Origin of the sequence: Flavobacterium paronense (assembly GCF_030409795.1) — a bacterium.
GTDB classification, from domain to species: Bacteria; Bacteroidota; Bacteroidia; order Flavobacteriales; family Flavobacteriaceae; genus Flavobacterium; species Flavobacterium paronense.
The window spans coordinates 953,372-967,488 of the sequence record NZ_JAUFQN010000019.1 but is presented as its reverse complement, the minus strand read 5'-3'; the positions used below and the strand labels follow the sequence as shown (position 1 = coordinate 967,488).

Here is a 14,117-nt window from a genome sequence, read left to right as displayed (position 1 = left end):
CAATTAATTATTTATCCTTAAGTTTGTATGTTTGCCTTACTGGTAAATCCAAAAATAAAATACAGTGCACGAAAGAAAAATATACAGTTCGAGAGTTTGGGTTGACAACCAATTGCAACCGGCTACTTTAAGTTTTGCCAATGAAAGCATTACTGCTATTGCTTTTGAAAAATCAAATGAGGCACAAGATTATGGAGATGCTGTCATAATGCCCGGTGTAATTGATGTTCACGTTCATATCAACGAACCAGGCAGAACCGAATGGGAAGGTTTTGAAACAGCAACTCAAGCAGCAGCTGCCGGAGGAACTACAACTATTATTGACATGCCTTTGAATGCAAGTCCGGTAACGACAACATTGCCTGCTTTTAATGAAAAATTAGATGCTTCTAAAGGTAAAATGAATACGAATGTAGGTTTTTATGCGGGTTTGATACCGGGTAATGCAGGTCATTTAGAAGACTTAATTGAAGCCGGAGTTGTAGGTGTAAAATGTTTTCTTACCCATTCGGGTATAGATGAATTTCCAAATGTAACGGAGAAAGATTTAGACGAGGCGATGCCGATTATTGCCCAACACAATATCCCCTTATTAGCGCATTGCGAATTATATGATACTGAAATTGATTGTGATTTTGATAACCATCCGACCAGTTACCAACATTATTTGGCTAGTCGTCCGAAGCAATGGGAAAACGATGCGATAGATTTAATGATTAGAATGTGTCGCAAACACAATTGCCCGGTTCATATCGTACATGTCGCATCCGCGGAAGCGTTATCCAAAATTGAAGCGGCTAAAAAAGAAGGGTTATCGATTACGGCTGAAACCTGTACCCAATATATTTTCTTTAATGCTGAAGACATTCCGGATGCCAACTGCATCTACAAATGTGCGCCACCCATACGTGAAAAAGCCAACAACGAGCAATTAAAACAAGCATTTGTTTCTGGTGTTTTAGATTTTATAACCACTGACCACTCACCTGCTCCGCCAAACATTAAGGAAATGGAAAGTGGCAATCTGAAAAAAGCCTGGGGTGGCATTGCCGGAATTCAATTCTTGTTGACCGCTTCATGGACGGCCTTAAAAAACACAATGTCATTGGAGCAATTTATTCCGCTAGTGACTTCAAAACCAGCAGCTTTTATTAAATCTGACCACAAAGGAGAATTTAAAATTGGCAATGATGCTGATATAGTTATCTGGAATCCTGACGAAATCGATTTAGTAAAACCCGAGGGCGTATTTTTCAGATATAAAATAAGTCCATATATTGCGCAAAACTTAAACGGAAAAGTGCTCGAAACAATAGTAAATGGCACTACTGTTTTTCAAAACCAATCAATACAAAACAAAAATAAAGGACAATGGCTTTTGCAAAAGTAACCGAGATTATAAAAGAAGCACCATCATTTACAGCACTAACCGACTTAGCCGCAGAACGATTAGGCGGAAAGGTTTTATATGCAACCGATGATTTCTTTGCCGAAAAAGAAAATTTAATTCTGCCAACAAGAGGCATTTTTATTACCGATAAATATACTGACAGAGGCAAATGGATGGACGGCTGGGAAAGTCGCCGAAAAAGAACTCCGGGACACGATTGGGCTATCATTCAATTGGCAACTTCTGGAAAGATTACTGGTTTTGATATAGATACTAATTTCTTTTTGGGCAATCACCCACCTCATGCTTCGATTGAGGCTATTAATTTGACGAATGCCGATGAAATAACCGATTGGGAGCATTTAGCATGGAAAGAAATCCTTCCAAAGTCTCATTTGGATGCAGGCTCACAGAACTTCTATGAATGTCAAAGCAATGAAATCTATACCCACTTACGTTTACACATATATCCAGATGGTGGCGTTGCGCGTTTTAGAGTTTACGGAGAAGTTTTCAAAAACTGGGATGTCGTTTCCACTTCTGAAACTATAGATTTAGCAGCGGCAATTAATGGTGGACAAGCCATTGCCTGCAATGATATGTTCTTTAGTGCCATGAGTAATTTGATTATGCCTAACCGTGGCGCCAATATGGGTGACGGCTGGGAAACCAAACGTAACAGAACACCAAACAACCGCGACTGGGTGATTTTGAAATTAGCTCACAAAGGAACAGTTGATAAAATCATTGTTGACACTTGTCATTTCAAAGGCAATTATCCTGATAGTTGTTCGATTGAATTTTGCGTAAGCGATAATGATACAGCTGTTATCAATAATGGTAATTGGCAGACACTATTACCGCAACAAAAATTAAGTGCCGATAACGAGCATGAATATGTAAAAGAAATTAATACTCATAACGCAATCACCCATGTTAGGTTAAATATCTTCCCTGACGGAGGTATCAGTCGTTTGAGATTGTTTGGTAAAATCAGTAAATAGTGGTAGTTAGTACTTTTATATTAATCGTTTTATATGTTATTTATTTCAGCGTATTGATTACGTTGGGCTATATCTCCTATAAAATGCCGAGCTTCCTCAAAGGAAAATCACAAAAGAACCCCGAAGGCGACGAAGACATCAGAAACACCAGCCTGAATTATTGCTACGCCGGAATGTTACTAATGATTGTTGGGATTTTAGTGAATACGTATATTCTAGTTGAAGGAACGCCTTTAGAAAGTCACATGATGGAATGGCTCAATATCGTCATTCGTTTGATGCACATTACCTTTGGAATTGCCTGGATTGGCGCTTCTTTCTATTTCGTGTTTCTTGAAAACGCTTTGAACCGAACCGAAGATGTACGCGATGAATTAGCAGGAAACCTTTGGGCGGTTCACGGAGGCGGATTTTATTATTTAGAGAAATACAAAGTAGCGCCAAAGACGATTCCAAAACACTTGCATTGGTTTAAATATGAAGCTTATTTTACTTGGCTTTCTGGGTTTTGCTTATTGTTTGTGGTGTATTATTTTAATGCTTCCGCGTTTTTAATAGACAAGAATGTTTTAGATATTTCGGCTGTACAAGGAATCTTGATTGGTGTAAGTTCGTTTGTAGTGGCTTGGATTATTTACGACCGCATGTGTAAATCGGCTTTGATCAAAAACCAAACAGCTTTTGCTTTGATTGGATTTGCTTTTTTAATTGGATTTGCTTTTTTCTATTGCCACGTCTTTAGTGCAAGAGCTGCTTACATTCACTTCGGAGCGATGATTGGCGGTATTATGGTTGCTAATGTTTTCTTCGTGATTATTCCGGGACAAAAGGAAATGGTGCGTTGTGCCAAATTAGGAATTCCGCTTGACCCGAGTTTGGGTAAAAAAGCATTAGCGCGTTCGTTACACAATAACTATTTTACATTACCCGTTTTGTTCGTGATGGTTAGTAATCACTTTCCGTCGACATTTGGTTATGAATATCCGTGGTTGATTTTGGCGATAATTTCTCTCGGTGCAGCCGGAGTAAAACACTATCTGAATTTAAAAGAAAAGAACCAACTCAACGTTTGGATTTTGCCGGTTTCAGTCATAATTCTACTTGCCGCTTGCTTTATTTCGGCACCAAGTACTAATCCGTATGAATGTAAAAAAGAAGTAAGTATTGTAGAAGTACAAGCAATTGTTCAGAAACGTTGCGTACAATGTCACTCTGCTAATCCAACAGATGATGTATACAAAGTAGCTCCGAATGGCGTCAAATATGATACGCCGCAGGATATTTACAATAAAAGAGATTTGATTATGCAGCGAGTGGTCATTACCAAAACGATGCCTCAAAACAATAAAACCAACATTACTGAAGAAGAACGCAATACAATAAGATGTTGGATTGAACAAGGTGCAAGCCTAAAATAATGACGATATGAATTTAGTAGCCTTTAATACCTTACCCGAAGAAACCGCGAAAAAAGAATTGTTCGCCTGCTGCGGTTCGGAAAAATGGACGTTAGCAATGATGAGCCACTTCCCTTTTGCTTCCGAAAAGCAATTGGTGGATTTGTCCAGTAAGATTTGGTACGACAACTGTACTGAAGCTGATTGGCGGGAATCGTTCACCCATCACCCAAAAATTGGCGATGTTAAAAGTCTAACTGAAAAATTTGCCGGTAAAGAACAAGCCGGAGTTGCAGTTGCGACTCAGGAAACGATACAGCATTTGGCGAAAGCCAATAACGATTATGAAAACAAAAACGGATTCATATTCATCGTTTGCGCTACCGGAAAATCTGCAACAGAAATGTTAGCGTTATTGAACGACCGTTTACAAAATACTGCTGAAGAAGAATTACATATTGCGATGGGCGAACAACAGAAAATTTCTATCATCCGTTTCAAAAAGATGCTACCCGATGGTGATTTTAGTTTTCTGAAAGTAAGCCAAATCACAACACATGTATTAGATACCTCAACTGGAATCCCAGGAAAGGACATTTCCATCCGATTACAAGCTTTCAGAAATAACATCTGGCAAACCATCGCGCAAGGCATTACCAATGGTGACGGCAGAATTCCGGACTTACTTCCCCAAGAGCGAAACCTAAAACCTGATACTTATAAAATGGTTTTCGATACCGGAAACTATTATGCAAATACCAAGACCTTTTACCCAAAAGTAGAAATCATTTTCAACACTTTTGATGAAACGCATTATCACGTTCCTTTGTTGGTTAATCCTTTTGGATACAGTACCTATAGGGGAAGCTGAAAAAGATAAGAGACGAATAGATAAGAGATAATAGACAAAATATAATTCATAATTATTATGACCATTCCTAGTAATAAAAAAGAACAATTGTTCAACAGTTTAAGCAAAGCCAATTCGACTTTCAACGAAATATATCCGGGTGACCGAAGTGATCGTCAGCCTGTGCATACTCTGTATGGTGGAGCGAACTTATTTAAATCGGATGCTCCTATCCTATTAGGTCAAAGAGCTTTGGAGATATTAGAAACCTATGCACCCAATCATGAAGTTTTTGGAAAAGCTTTTGGCTTGACTGGCGGAACTGATTTCAGCAAGCGTATTTATGATAAGGTCGTGGCCAAACTACAATCGGAAGCGATTGAAGATTTTCGTATCGATTTTGAAGATGGTTACGGCAATCGAAGCAACGAGGAAGAAGATGCAACAGCTATTACTACCGCTTTAGAAGTTGCCAAAGGCATGCAGGACAAAACACTTTCTCCTTTTATAGGCATCCGTATTAAACCATTTACTGAAGAAATGAAAGAAAGAGGTTTGCGTACTTTGGATATTTTTGTAACGACTTTAGTGAAAGCAACTCACGGCAAATTACCGGACAATTTTGTAGTAATGTTGCCAAAAGTTACTATTCCGGAACAACCGGAAACCTTGGCTAATTTCTTTACGATTCTGGAAGAAGAATTAGGTTTGGCAAAAGGAACCCTAAAAATGGAAATGATGGTAGAAACCACACAAGCCATTATGGATATTGACGGAACAAACCCATTATACCGATTTATAAAAGCGGCTCAAGGTCGTTGCATCGCAATGCATTTCGGAACTTATGATTATACAGCAAGTTGCAGCATCACGGCAAAATACCAAGAAATGGATCATCCTGTTTGTGATTTTGCGCATCACGTAACCAAAGTGGCTTTGGCTCACACCGGCATCTGGTTGAGCGATGGCGCTACGAATACGATGCCTATTGGTCCGCACCGTGGTAACTTAACTCCAGAGCAAGAAAAAGAAAATATGGAAGTGGTTCACAGAGCTTGGAAAAAAGGATATGACCATATTCGTCATTCGTTGTGGAATGGCTATTACCAAGGTTGGGATTTAAACCCAGCGCAGTTCCCAATGCGTTATGCAGCGGTGTATGCTTTCTTTTTGGAAAGTTATGATGATGCCGTGGATCGTTTGAAAACGTTTGTAGAAAAAGCGGCGCGTGCTACTTTGATTGGCGATGTATTTGATGATGCTGCAACGGGACAAGGATTATTAAACTATTTCCTTAGAGCTTTAAACAGCGGCGCGATTACCGAAGAAGAAGTTTTAGCAACTGGCTTGACTTTAGATGAAATTAGAGGGCGTTCGTTTAAAAAGATTTTAGAGAATAGAGCTGGGAAATAAGTGTTCAGTGTTCAGATATTAGTTAGCAGTTAACTAACTATTATAAAGAAACCGCATTATTAATGGTGCGGTTTTTTTATGCAATTCTCCTTTGTGAAGCCCAGTAAATACAAGGGCTAAAAAACCTCCGCATCTTTCGAATCAAAGATGCGGAGGTTTTACTTTAAAGATGCGGAGGTTTAGAAAGGAAGTTGCTGATGTTTTTTTTTATTGGTTTAGAAAACCTTATTAATAGTGGTTGCGTTTTATTTCATCACATTCAATTACTCAATTTGAGTTTCATCATTATGTCTGTTTGTTCGTCATCTCCTAATTTGAAAATGTGTTTATCGAACTCTATGAAACCATTTTTCTTATAGAAGCTTATTGCCCTTGGATTTTCTTCCCAAACTCCTAACCAAACATACTCGGCCTCTTTATGTCTTGCTATTTGTATTGCTTTGTCATATAATAATTGGCCAACGCTTTTTCCGAAAAACTCTTTCAACACATAGATTCGTTCTATTTCAAGAGCTTTGCTGTCCTTTAATTCCGTTTGTGATTCTCCAAAGTTGAGCTTTAAGTAACCTATTATTACTTTATCAAGTGTAGCAAAATAAAATTCGGAGTTTTCATCGTTAAGTTCAGTAGTTAGTTTTTCTATAGAAAATCCTTCCTGCAGATAATTCTGCATATTCTCTTCAGAGTTAGCTTCTGAAAATGTTTCCTGAAAAGTTTGTCTGCCAATTTTTTGCAACTGGTCTATATCGCTTAGCGTTACTTTGCTTATTTCAATATTAGCCATCTCTTTATTTTTTATATAAATCCATTAAAACTTTTTCCGGAGTATAAGGTGCATTTATGATTAAATCAACATTAGGATTGAAAGCTTTTACTGCATTTCTGATGGCGAAATAAGCTCCGATGCCATACATCAATGGCGGCTCGCCTACTGCTTTTGATTTTTTGATGGCTAGTTCGTGGCCTTCGGTTTCCAGATGTTGGATGTTGATTTGCTTTGGCACCGAATAAATATCTGGAACTTTATAAGTTGAAAGTGCATTAGATAGTAATCTTCCTTGGTCGTTAAAGACAATCTCTTCTAAAGTCATCCAACCGATTCCTTGTACCAACCCGCCTTCTATTTGACCATTGTCAATGGTTGGGTTCATACTTTTCCCGAAATCATGAACGATGTTTACGCTATCAAAATCGTAAGTTCCTTTTAGACAATCCACGGTAACTTCGTGAATGGAAGTTCCGTAAACATGGTACGCAAACGGATGTCCTTTCTCTTTAGTTTTATCGTAATGGATTGTTGGGGTTGCATAATGAGCATTTTCAGAGAGCGCAACTCTTTGTGTAAAAGCTCTTGTAATTAATGCATTCCAAGTAATATCCGTTTTGATTTCATTAGCATAAACCATTTCGTCTTTGACTTCAATGATTTGGTCGGTGTATTCTTTTTGAGCGACCGCTTTTAATCGTTCCAATAAATTGTTGCAGGCCATCTGCAAAGCCTTTCCGTTAAGGTCGGCTCCGGCACTTGCTGCTGTTGGAGAAGTGTTCGCAACACGCAATGTATTCGTAGATTCTATTCGGACTTTATTCGCATTAATGCTAAAAGTCTCGGTCACAATCTGAAGCATTTTGGTATTCAAACCTTGTCCCATTTCGACGCCGCCGGTACTTACGACAACACTTCCGTCATGGTAAATGTGCACCAAAGCACGGGCGTGATTCATCATGGTATTGGTAAACGAAATTCCGAAACAAATCGGTTGAATCGCCAACCCTTTTTTGAAACGCGTATTGGTTTTATTGAAGGCTTCTACTCTATTCTTTTGTGCTTCGTAGTCGTAGCTTTTCATACAGGTTTCCCATGTATTAGTTGCTTCAACTTGTTGCAGAATTTGTCCGTACGATAATTCGTCTCCGTCAACAACCAAGTTTGTTTTCTGGATTACGGATGGAGAAATTCCCAAACTTTCAGCAGCTTTTACAATGGCGGCTTCTATAACAAATTTTCCTTGCGGTCCACCAAATCCTCGGAAGGCGGTGTTTGGCGGTAAATTGGTTTTACAACTGTAGGCTTTAGCAATCACATTCGGAACAAAATACGCATTGGTCGAATGAAATAAGGTTCGCTCCATAACTGCTGGTGACAAATCGGCTGCAGCTCCGGCATTTTGGTAATGCGTTACTTCGTAGGCGATTATTTTATAATTCTTATCCAAACCAATTTTGAAATCAGCTGAATATGGATGTCTTTTTCCTGTCATTCGCATATCATCCATTCGATGCATCGCCATTTTTACGGGTTTGTGCAAAATCTGGCAAGCTAAAGCTACCATTACAGCCCAAGGAGTTGCTTGGTCTTCTTTTCCTCCAAAACCACCACCAAGACGAACGGTGTCAATCTCAATTTTATGCATTGGAATTCCCAAAACCTGTGCTACCATTCGCTGAACGGCAGTTGGTCCTTGTGTAGATGAGGATATGATTATGCTTTCGTCTTCTTTTGGTCTGGCATAAGCCCCTTGTGTTTCTATGTATAAATGTTCTTGTCCGTTAACGTCGCTTCTACCTTCAAATATATGGTCGCATTTTGCCCAAGCCGATTCGGTATCACCTAATTTAAACTGTCTTGGTGGTACAATTAATTTCCCTTGTGCCTGAGCTTCTCTTGGATCAACAATTACTGGAAGTTCTTCGTATTCGACTTTAATCAGTTTCGCCGCTTGACGGCAATGATGCTCAGAAGTACCAACAATCAATGCGATTACTTGTCCACGAAAGTGCACTTCATCTTCAGCAAATAAAGGTTCATCTGGAATGATACCTCCTATTTGGTTTGAACCTGTAACATCTTTGGCGGTTAAGATTGAAACAATTCCTTTATGATTCAAAGCGGCAGCAAAATCAATACTCTTAATTTTGGCATGAGCTACAGTCGAATCGAAAGGCAATGCGTATAAAGTTCCGTTCAGTTCCTGAATATCATCAAGGTAAATGGATTTTCCTTTTACGTGATTGTGTGCGTCTATGTTAATCATATCAGGTCGTCCATTTTAATGGTTTCAGGAAAAAGGGTGATGAAATGGCTGAAGAATAATTGGCGTCCCAATAATCTTTTATAGGCTTCGGATCCTCGCGCATCGCTTATTGGTGATAATTCAGTTTGCAGGATTTGTTCCGCTTCTTTGATAACTGAAACTGTGATTGCTTTGTTTGCCAAAAACTCGCTGGTCTTCGCGAGATATTTCGGAATGGGTCCTACTCCACCCATGGATGCATGAGCTTCGGTAATAGTATTTTCAAAACTTGAAACCGTAATAGCTGAGTTCACACTGGCAATGTCTAGATATTGTCTTTTACAGACTTTCTCGAAGTTAAATAGCGTTCCGTTTGTTGGCATTTTAAAAGCGATTTCGCTGATAATTTCGTCTGCTTTTTTATCTAAGGTTTTGTAACCCAAATAAAAATCTTTCAGCATTACTTTTCGGCTTTCATTAACTTTATTGGTCAACGTCAGTTCCGCTTTCATCGCCAAAAGAATAATGGTAAAGTCACCAATTGGCGAACCGTTGGCAATGTTTCCTGCTATGGTTGCAATGTTTCTGATTGGTGTTGATGACAATAATTTTAAATATTGGTACCAATTTGGAATGGCATCCAATAAGGTTTTATTCTCAATTAAATCCGTTACTGTTGCTGATGATTTTAAAACGCAAGTGTTTCCGTAGAAAGAAATTCCGTTAAGATGATCTTTATCAAATAAATAATCCAAATCGAAATCGTGCAATTCGTCATGCTTTTGAACATACAAATCGGTTCCACCACCTATAGGTATTTGTCCGTTCGACTTATATTCTTTGGCTTGAATTGCCATTATTCTTTCTTCAATAGTTAAAAAATAATCCGGTACAAATTCGTTGGCTACCAACCAAGAGATTGGATTATTTTGGTCTTTTGAAATTAATTTACTGGCCAATTGACCCGATGCACGTTCAATGGTTTTATACCCCGTGCAACGACAAATATTTCCATCAATGGCACTGATAGCGCTTTCTAATGTTGGTTCGGCGCACGTCAAAGCATAGCCACACATTGAGTTTACAAAACCCGGCGTGCAGAATCCACATTGGGTTCCTGAGCAATCCACCATAGCTTGTTGTGCTTGGTTTAGTTTGTCGGGCAAGTTCAATCCTTCGACGGTTACAACATGCTTTCCGTGAACGTTTGGCAATGGCGTTAAGCAGGAAGTGGCGCTCATGTACTCAAGTTTTCCTTCTTTCATCGAGCCAATCAAAACAGTACAAGCGCCGCAATCGCCTTCTCGGCAACCTATTTTTGTGCCGCGTAAGTTTTCGTCATAACGAACAAAATCCAGCAGAGTGGTACTTGCTGGCTTGTCGGTTTTGATGAGTTGGTTGTTTAATATAAATTGAATCATAGAGCTTTTTTAGCAATCAATATTCTATTTTGTTTATGTTTTCTGACCATAGTTTGAAAGCTTCCAGCGCTTCTTCATTCATCATTTGGATGGTTTCTAATTTACGGTTTTGATATGGCAACTCTATTTCTTCGTAGATGAATTGGTCGTCGAAGTTAATATCAGCAGCGTCTTTTTTGGTATTGGCGAAATACATTCTGTCTGGTCTTGCCCAATAAATGGCTCCCAAACACATTGGACATGGTTCACAACTCGTATAGATTTCGCAACCGTCTAATTGGAAAGTTCCCAAGACGGAGCAGGCATTTCTGATTGCCACTACTTCGGCATGTGCTGTTGGATCATTGGTTGATGTCACACCATTAGCTCCACGGGCAATAATTTTTCCGTCTTTTACAATTACTGCACCAAACGGTCCGCCTTTTCCTGATTTCACATTTTCGATAGAAAGCTGAATGGCTTCCTGCATAAATTCACTTTGCTTTGTTGAACACATATAGTTATGATAATTTTTAATATAGTTTTTGAGCGCTTTCAAAATTTTGAAGCCAATAAAGATACGAATTGAAATGATTTTGCAAGTTCATTCCATAAAAAAAAGGAAAACTTTCGTTTTCCTTTTTTGGAGCCGGCGGAGGGACTTCCCGATAGCCATCGGGATAAACTTCTCGTCCCATATCAATATAAAACCAAAAACCGCTTCGAATAAACGAAACGGTTTCTTTTGGAGCCGGCGGAGGGACTCGAACCCACGACCTGCTGATTACAAATCAGCTGCTCTAGCCAACTGAGCTACGCTGGCAGCGTAATAGTTCTGCAAATATAAAAGTGTAATTTAATCCACCAAAATATTTTCGAACTTTTTTCTATTAAAGTGCGTTGATTTTTTCAACCAATTGATTTGCAGTTTGTTCTAAATCTGCATTAATTTGCTTGAAATGCGCTTTCTTATTTTCAACTTTCTTAGCATTAACTTTTTCAATCAAACCGTCAAAAGACGTGATAGCTTCATCAATGATAGCGTTTGTTTTATCAGATGGTTTTCCGGTAGTTGTCATTTCATAAATGTAAACCGCTTCAATAATATCACCTAATACGAAGTTAATATCTTTCTTTAAATTTTTAACACTTGGCATTTTCTTTATTTTTAAAATTCGGTGCAAAATTACACTAAATCTTTAGAAAACAAACTACGAAATATAAATTTCTAAGATTGAAGCCTTTCCAGAAAGTTGAAAATCAGTCAAAGCAGCCGGAATTAAAACCGTATTGCCTTTTTGATAAGTATAGTTTTTACCATCTATTGTTAGCTGAAAGCTTCCTTCTACACACATATAAACTGTGAATGACTTTTCATTTTTATGTATTTCTGTAGCTCCGTCAAGCGGAATAAAATTCGTTGTAAAATAGTTGCAATTGATTATTTCGTTGGACGTGTTTTCGGTTTTAGAATAGAATCGTTGTGCTTCAATCTTTTCATAATTCAAAGCTTCCAAAGCCAAGTTGACATGCAATTCACGAGTATTCCCGTTGGCCTCTTTTCTGTCAAAATCATAAACACGATACGTAATATCAGAAGTTTGTTGGATTTCGGCTATTATAATTCCGGCACCAATGGCATGAATTGTTCCGGTATTGAGTATAAAAACATCGCCTTGCTTTACTTTTTTAGTGTCTAAAATAGAAAGTAAAGTTTTATTATTTAGGTTTTCAATGAATTCTTCAGGTGACGATTTTTCTTTAAAACCAACTATTAATCTCGCATCAGAATCAGCCTGTATTACATACCACATTTCGGTTTTACCAAAAGAGTTGTGGCGCTTTTTTGCCAATTCATCGTTTGGATGTACTTGAATTGATAAATCTTCGCGAGCATCTAAATACTTAAAAAGCAATGGAAATTGTTTTCCAAATTGGGCATAAACTTTAGTACCAAGAACCGATACAGGGAATTCGTTAATCAATTCGTTTAATGATTTTCCTTTTAAAGTACCATTAGCTATGATGCTAATATCATTCTCAACTGTTGCTATTTCCCAGCTTTCACCCGTAATATCAGAAGTTATGGGTTTGTTGAGATAAGTCTTCAATTTGGTTCCGCCCCAAATTCTTTCCTTTAAGATAGGTTCAAATTGTAATGGGTATAATTTCATTTGAAATGATTTTAGACAAACTTACATTCTTTTCAGAATTTCGAGGGCTTTTTCGATATGAATTTTAGCCGAAGTACTATCAAAAATTAACTGAACAAGTCCATTTTTATCAATAACATAGGTTGCTCTTCCTGGAATTAATCCCAAGAAATCATTGGGAACGCCAAACTGTGTTCTGATTTTTTTGTCAAAATCAGAAAGTAAAATAAAAGGGAGTTTATATCGAGAAGCAAACTTTTGATGCGATGACAAACTATCACTGCTAATACCAATAACTTCAGCTCCTAAAGATTTGAAATCTTCGTACTTATCCCGAAAAGTGCAGGCTTGAATAGTGCAACCGGGCGTATCATCTTTTGGATAAAAATAAATTACTAATGGTTTTCCCAAGTAATCTTTTATCTCAAATGAATCTCCTTTACTGTCAATCGAAGTAAATGAAGGGATTTTGTCCCCAATTTTTAGCGCCATTACTTTCCGTTATAGGTTACAAAATTTCGAGGCGTTTCGTATAAAACGATTTCTAAATCTTTATTATTATCAATATGTTTTCTGAGTTTTTGCCAAATGATAACCGCTATATTTTCGGCTGTTGGATTTAGATTGGCAAATTCCGGAACATCTAGATTTAAGTTTTTATGATCAAAAGCGTTTTCTATATGTTCTTTAATCAAATCGGATAGAATTTTTACATCAATTACAAATCCTGTTTCTTGATCAATTTCTCCAGTTACCGAAACGATGAGTTCATAATTATGACCGTGATAATTGGGATTATTGCATTTGCCAAAAATGGCATCGTTTTGCTCCATCGACCAGTCTTTGCGATACAATCGATGAGCTGAATTGAAGTGGGCTTTTCTTGATACGGTTACTTTCATAATTATAGCTTGTGGTCTTCCAGGTAATGATAAAATTTATCGAAAATGATTTTGAACCAAACCGTGTATAAATCAGGATTTTGTATCATGTCTTGTCGCACTTCTTCAATACACATCCACTTCCATCTTTCTACTTCTTCATGATTAATGATAGGTTCGTCATTATAATAACCAATCATCACATGATCGAGTTCGTGTTCGGTTAAACCATTATCAAATGGCGCTTTATAAATAAAATGAAAGAGTTCTTTGAGTTCCGTTTTGAAACCCATTTCTTCATGTAATCTTCGGGTTCCTGCTTGAATATTGGTTTCATCTTTTCGTTGATGGCTGCAACAAGTATTCGTCCATAACAAAGGGGAATGATATTTATGATGTGCTCGTTGCTGCAACATTATTTCGTTGTTACTATTCAACACAAAAACCGAAAAAGCACGGTGCAAAACTGCTTTCTGATGTGCTTCGAGTTTATTCATTAAACCAATTGGTTCATCTTGTTCATTTACCAAGATTACTTGTTCTTCTATCATAAAGTAAATTAATCTTTCAAAAATACGAAAAAAAACAAGGCTTCATAATTATAGCTTTTGAACA

Annotated in this window: 14 protein-coding genes and 1 tRNA gene; 5 read left to right on the top strand and 10 right to left on the bottom strand. The window is 37.7% G+C overall.

Annotation, left to right across the window (positions count from 1 at the left end; translation table 11 throughout):
• The first annotated feature begins 64 nt into the window (after positions 1 to 64).
• The 5 genes from allB to QWY90_RS05520 are packed head-to-tail and all read left to right on the top strand — an operon-like array spanning position 65 to position 6,054.
• Positions 65 to 1,390 (top strand): allantoinase AllB, encoded by a 1,326-nt coding sequence (gene allB / locus QWY90_RS05540; RefSeq protein WP_290284866.1) that lies wholly within the window; start codon positions 65 to 67, stop codon positions 1,388 to 1,390.
• The gene (gene alc / locus QWY90_RS05535) at positions 1,372 to 2,394 is read left to right on the top strand and encodes an allantoicase (protein ID WP_290284865.1); all 1,023 of its coding nucleotides are present in this window, start codon (positions 1,372 to 1,374) and stop codon (positions 2,392 to 2,394) included. Before allB ends, alc begins: the two co-directional genes overlap by 19 nt.
• Positions 2,394 to 3,812, top strand: coding sequence for a urate hydroxylase PuuD (locus QWY90_RS05530; protein WP_290284864.1), 1,419 nt, complete (start codon positions 2,394 to 2,396; stop codon positions 3,810 to 3,812). Before alc ends, QWY90_RS05530 begins: the two co-directional genes overlap by 1 nt.
• A 7-nt stretch (positions 3,813 to 3,819) precedes the next feature.
• Positions 3,820 to 4,662 carry a 2-oxo-4-hydroxy-4-carboxy-5-ureidoimidazoline decarboxylase gene (uraD, locus tag QWY90_RS05525; RefSeq protein ID WP_290284862.1) on the top strand — a complete coding sequence of 281 codons (843 nt, stop codon included), beginning with the start codon at positions 3,820 to 3,822 and terminating at the stop codon, positions 4,660 to 4,662.
• Between the two features lie 57 nt (positions 4,663 to 4,719).
• Positions 4,720 to 6,054, top strand: a complete 1,335-nt coding sequence (locus QWY90_RS05520) for a DUF6986 family protein (RefSeq protein ID WP_290283886.1) — start codon at positions 4,720 to 4,722, stop codon at positions 6,052 to 6,054.
• Positions 6,055 to 6,313: 259 nt separating this feature from the next.
• On the opposite strand, the gene QWY90_RS05515 is transcribed toward QWY90_RS05520, so the two are convergent.
• The 10 genes from QWY90_RS05515 to idi all read right to left on the bottom strand — a co-directional run bounded on the left by QWY90_RS05515 (position 6,314) and on the right by idi (position 14,053).
• The gene (locus QWY90_RS05515) at positions 6,314 to 6,838 is read right to left on the bottom strand and encodes a GNAT family N-acetyltransferase (RefSeq protein WP_290283885.1); all 525 of its coding nucleotides are present in this window, start codon (positions 6,836 to 6,838) and stop codon (positions 6,314 to 6,316) included.
• 4 nt (positions 6,839 to 6,842) lie between these two features.
• Positions 6,843 to 9,089, bottom strand: coding sequence for a xanthine dehydrogenase molybdopterin binding subunit (locus tag QWY90_RS05510; protein ID WP_290283884.1), 2,247 nt, complete (start codon positions 9,087 to 9,089; stop codon positions 6,843 to 6,845).
• A complete protein-coding gene (locus tag QWY90_RS05505; RefSeq protein ID WP_290283883.1) occupies positions 9,086 to 10,489 on the bottom strand; it encodes an FAD binding domain-containing protein in 1,404 nt (467 codons plus the stop codon). Before QWY90_RS05505 ends, QWY90_RS05510 begins: the two co-directional genes overlap by 4 nt.
• A gap of 16 nt (positions 10,490 to 10,505) precedes the next feature.
• Positions 10,506 to 10,985 carry a nucleoside deaminase gene (locus QWY90_RS05500; RefSeq protein WP_290283882.1) on the bottom strand — a complete coding sequence of 160 codons (480 nt, stop codon included), beginning with the start codon at positions 10,983 to 10,985 and terminating at the stop codon, positions 10,506 to 10,508.
• Positions 10,986 to 11,214: 229 nt separating this feature from the next.
• Positions 11,215 to 11,291: transfer RNA gene (locus QWY90_RS05495), tRNA-Thr, on the bottom strand.
• Between the two features lie 67 nt (positions 11,292 to 11,358).
• Positions 11,359 to 11,625, bottom strand: a complete 267-nt coding sequence (locus tag QWY90_RS05490) for a hypothetical protein (RefSeq protein WP_290283881.1) — start codon at positions 11,623 to 11,625, stop codon at positions 11,359 to 11,361.
• Positions 11,626 to 11,679: 54 nt separating this feature from the next.
• Complete coding sequence (locus QWY90_RS05485) at positions 11,680 to 12,642, bottom strand: type I phosphomannose isomerase catalytic subunit (protein ID WP_290283879.1); 963 nt, start codon at positions 12,640 to 12,642, stop codon at positions 11,680 to 11,682.
• A 21-nt stretch (positions 12,643 to 12,663) separates the two neighbouring features.
• Positions 12,664 to 13,113 carry a peroxiredoxin gene (locus QWY90_RS05480; protein WP_290283878.1) on the bottom strand — a complete coding sequence of 150 codons (450 nt, stop codon included), beginning with the start codon at positions 13,111 to 13,113 and terminating at the stop codon, positions 12,664 to 12,666.
• Complete coding sequence (locus tag QWY90_RS05475; RefSeq protein ID WP_290283877.1) at positions 13,113 to 13,523, bottom strand: 6-pyruvoyl trahydropterin synthase family protein; 411 nt, start codon at positions 13,521 to 13,523, stop codon at positions 13,113 to 13,115. Before QWY90_RS05475 ends, QWY90_RS05480 begins: the two co-directional genes overlap by 1 nt.
• 2 nt (positions 13,524 to 13,525) lie before the next feature.
• On the bottom strand, positions 13,526 to 14,053 hold the full coding sequence (gene idi / locus QWY90_RS05470; protein ID WP_290283875.1) for an isopentenyl-diphosphate Delta-isomerase: 528 nt from the start codon (positions 14,051 to 14,053) through the stop codon (positions 13,526 to 13,528).
• Positions 14,054 to 14,117 lie beyond the last annotated feature (64 nt).

Coding starts and splice junctions, on each gene's coding strand:
- QWY90_RS05480 (WP_290283878.1), bottom strand. CDS start 13,113: ATGGCGCTAAAAATTGGGGACAAAATCCCTTCATTTACTTCGATTGAC.
- QWY90_RS05510 (WP_290283884.1), bottom strand. CDS start 9,089: ATGATTAACATAGACGCACACAATCACGTAAAAGGAAAATCCATTTAC.
- QWY90_RS05515 (WP_290283885.1), bottom strand. CDS start 6,838: ATGGCTAATATTGAAATAAGCAAAGTAACGCTAAGCGATATAGACCAG.
- idi (WP_290283875.1), bottom strand. CDS start 14,053: ATGATAGAAGAACAAGTAATCTTGGTAAATGAACAAGATGAACCAATT.
- QWY90_RS05475 (WP_290283877.1), bottom strand. CDS start 13,523: ATGAAAGTAACCGTATCAAGAAAAGCCCACTTCAATTCAGCTCATCGA.
- QWY90_RS05485 (WP_290283879.1), bottom strand. CDS start 12,642: ATGAAATTATACCCATTACAATTTGAACCTATCTTAAAGGAAAGAATT.
- QWY90_RS05500 (WP_290283882.1), bottom strand. CDS start 10,985: ATGTGTTCAACAAAGCAAAGTGAATTTATGCAGGAAGCCATTCAGCTT.
- QWY90_RS05490 (WP_290283881.1), bottom strand. CDS start 11,625: ATGCCAAGTGTTAAAAATTTAAAGAAAGATATTAACTTCGTATTAGGT.
- uraD (WP_290284862.1), top strand. CDS start 3,820: ATGAATTTAGTAGCCTTTAATACCTTACCCGAAGAAACCGCGAAAAAA.
- QWY90_RS05505 (WP_290283883.1), bottom strand. CDS start 10,489: ATGATTCAATTTATATTAAACAACCAACTCATCAAAACCGACAAGCCA.
- alc (WP_290284865.1), top strand. CDS start 1,372: ATGGCTTTTGCAAAAGTAACCGAGATTATAAAAGAAGCACCATCATTT.
- QWY90_RS05520 (WP_290283886.1), top strand. CDS start 4,720: ATGACCATTCCTAGTAATAAAAAAGAACAATTGTTCAACAGTTTAAGC.